This is a genomic window from Bradyrhizobium sp. Leo170, assembly GCF_004296405.1.
Classification (GTDB): Bacteria; Pseudomonadota; Alphaproteobacteria; order Rhizobiales; family Xanthobacteraceae; genus Bradyrhizobium.
In genome coordinates this window covers 1-2527 of record NZ_PSRR01000604.1, presented here as the reverse complement: position 1 = coordinate 2527, position 2527 = coordinate 1, and the positions used below count along the sequence as shown (strand labels likewise).

Annotated in this window: 4 protein-coding genes; 2 read left to right on the top strand and 2 right to left on the bottom strand. The window is 64.4% G+C overall.

Annotation, left to right across the window (positions count from 1 at the left end):
- Positions 1 to 124: 124 nt before the first annotated feature.
- On the bottom strand, positions 125 to 565 hold the full coding sequence (locus CWO89_RS43025; RefSeq protein WP_130584247.1) for a hypothetical protein: 441 nt from the start codon (positions 563 to 565) through the stop codon (positions 125 to 127).
- A 285-nt stretch (positions 566 to 850) separates the two neighbouring features.
- Here CWO89_RS43025 and CWO89_RS43020 point away from each other — a divergent pair, with 285 nt between their 5' ends.
- Positions 851 to 1618 carry an SDR family NAD(P)-dependent oxidoreductase gene (locus CWO89_RS43020; protein WP_130584246.1) on the top strand — a complete coding sequence of 256 codons (768 nt, stop codon included), beginning with the start codon at positions 851 to 853 and terminating at the stop codon, positions 1616 to 1618.
- A 159-nt stretch (positions 1619 to 1777) separates the two neighbouring features.
- Complete coding sequence (locus tag CWO89_RS43015; protein ID WP_130584245.1) at positions 1778 to 2029, top strand: helix-turn-helix domain-containing protein; 252 nt, start codon at positions 1778 to 1780, stop codon at positions 2027 to 2029.
- 4 nt (positions 2030 to 2033) lie between these two features.
- On the opposite strand, the gene CWO89_RS43010 is transcribed toward CWO89_RS43015, so the two are convergent.
- Positions 2034 to 2282, bottom strand: a complete 249-nt coding sequence (locus tag CWO89_RS43010; RefSeq protein ID WP_130584244.1) for a hypothetical protein — start codon at positions 2280 to 2282, stop codon at positions 2034 to 2036.
- Between the last annotated feature and the right edge of the window lie 245 nt (positions 2283 to 2527).

Here is a 2527-nt window from a genome sequence, read left to right as displayed (position 1 = left end):
GCTTGCTCCCGCCACAACTCCTCCCTGTGGTTATGGGTCCCCGCCCCCCGGGCGCAATTGCGCCCTAGGCGGGGACGACAACGGTGTGAGCGCGAGAGAAGCGCAGATGGAGCAGGTAGACGCGCTACTTCATCGTGATCGCGAGCCCGCTCAAATCCGCATTCGCCATCAATCCGACCTGGTGGCCGGCGAGTTCGAGCACGGCGCCCTTCTGGTTGGTGAGCACGATGGCGCGGGCGCCGCCGCCGATTGCAAGGCCCGCGCCGGCTGCGCCGTAGACGCCGGCGACATCAGAGGGGCGATTGATGTTGCTGACGCGGCCGCGCAGCACCGTCTTCGAGCCGCCGAACACCAGGCCGTAATCGAGGCCGCCGACCGACAGCGGATATCTGCGTCCATGAAAATTCAGCACGCCGCCACCGCCGGAGCCGCCGATGATCCAGCCCGCCTTGTAGATCGTGAGCGAGACAGTGCCGCTGTCGGCATGGGCGACCGAGGAGAGAGTGGCGCCGGCGATAGCGGTGAGCGCGACCAGCACGGCACGAAGGGCGGATGGCATTTTCATATGAAAGTCTCCAGGATTTTCTTGAGTCATCAATGGCGGCGCGGATCGATTCGCACATTGCGGAGTGTAGCCCGGAAGCTGGATGGGCGAGAATGCGTAGCCAGGATGCGTAGATGCGTAGGGTGGGCAAAGCGAAGCGTGCCCACCATGCCGAGTCGAGTGCTTGACGGTGGGCACGCTGCGCTTTGCCCACCCTACAAATTCCCAGCAAGGGCTTTCCGTTTGCTCGCGTTTTGAATTAGCCTTCGCGGCGGCGTTTCAAGAACCAGGAAAGAGGAAACATCCATGGCCCTTCTCGAAAATCATATCGCCGTCATCACCGGCGCGGGGTCCGGCATCGGCCGCGCGATCGCAGCCGGCTACGCACGCGAAGGCGCACGCGTGGTGCTGCTCGATGTCATCAAGAGCGCGGCGGCGGAAGCGGCGAAGGAGATCCGCGACGCCGTCGGCCAAGCCGACAGCTTTGCGCTCGACGTCACCAGGCGCGAGGATTGCGTCGCGCTTGCAAAGGAGATCGCCGGCAAGATCGGGCAAGTCTCGATCCTCGTCAACAATGCCGGGATTGCGCGACGTAACGGCATGCTCGGCGCAGACGAGGCCGTGATCAAGGATTGGGAAGACGTCATCGCGATCAACCTCACCGGCGTCTTCAACGTGACGCATGCCTTCCTGCCGCAGATCCGCGCCACGAAGGGACGCATCGTCAATATCGGATCGATCCAGTCCTTCGTGCATGTGCGCACGCCGAGCTCGCCCGCCTACACAGCCTCAAAGCACGGCGTGCTCGGCTTCACCCGCGCGCTCGCCGCCGAGCTCGGCAAGGAAGGCGTGCGCGTCAACGCAATCGGCCCCGGCTTCATCGAGACGCCGCTGAACGCCCAGACGCGCGCGAACAATCCGGAACTCGCGAAGACCTTCATCGCGCACACTCCGCTCGGCCGCGCCGGCAAGGCGGAGGATATCGTGGGGCCTGCGATCTTCCTCGCCTCCGACCTGTCGGCCTATGTCACGGGATCGATCGTGATGGTGGATGGCGGCTACCGGGCGGTGTGAGCATGGCGCACGCGGGAACCCATGCGGAAATGTGGATGGCAGCGATCGCGTTAATCGTTTGTTAACCATCTGCGGCCACCGTCTCGCGCGGGCCAGGGGTTTGTGTTCTCGATGTTTCCGATTCGCGATGTTGCGAACGGGCGTTGCTCGGGAGGTGTCATGTCCTATGTGTCCACGCAGCCCCTGCCGGAGATTCCGGCGTCCTCACTGGCCCCCAACGAAATCGTGCCGCTCCTGATCGGAGCCACCGTCGGCGAGGTCGAGCGCGAGCTGGTGCTGCAAACCCTGATCCGCTGCAATGGCAACCGCACGCGCGCCGCGCGCGTGCTCGGCGTTTCCGTACGCACATTGCGCAACAAGATCAGGAGCTATTCGGCTGACGGAATCGAAGTGCCCGCGCCGAGCGATTAGCCGCCTACGCGTGCGATCGCGTGCTGCGCGTCCTCACCCAGGCGCCGAGCGTGATGACGAGCGAGATCGCCGCGACGCTTCCCGCGATCAGTTCGATGGCGCGCAGCACGAAAGCGGTCTGGACCGACAACAGCGATTGCGGCTCCTCGGCAAAGCCGATCGGCACGATGTCGGGCACAAGGAGCCGCTCGGCACCGAAGGCAATCGCGAACAGGGCCAGCGACAGCAAGAAGATCTTCCAGCCTGCGTTCATGGCTTCGCTCCCGTTCCACCATCACATCGTGACGATGCCATGGAGCGCGATTGCATCATTGATGTTGATCAATCCGCTCGCGGAATTGAAGCGGTCGCCAAACGCCGCTAAGAACGCGCGGGCGCAATTTCATTCGGAGTGCAGCAGTGGCCGATGATGCTTCCAGCCGGCGCGGAGCAGCGGGCGCACAGGGCCCACGCGGCCGGCCCGGCGAACAGGGACGGCCGGGACCGCAGGGACATCCC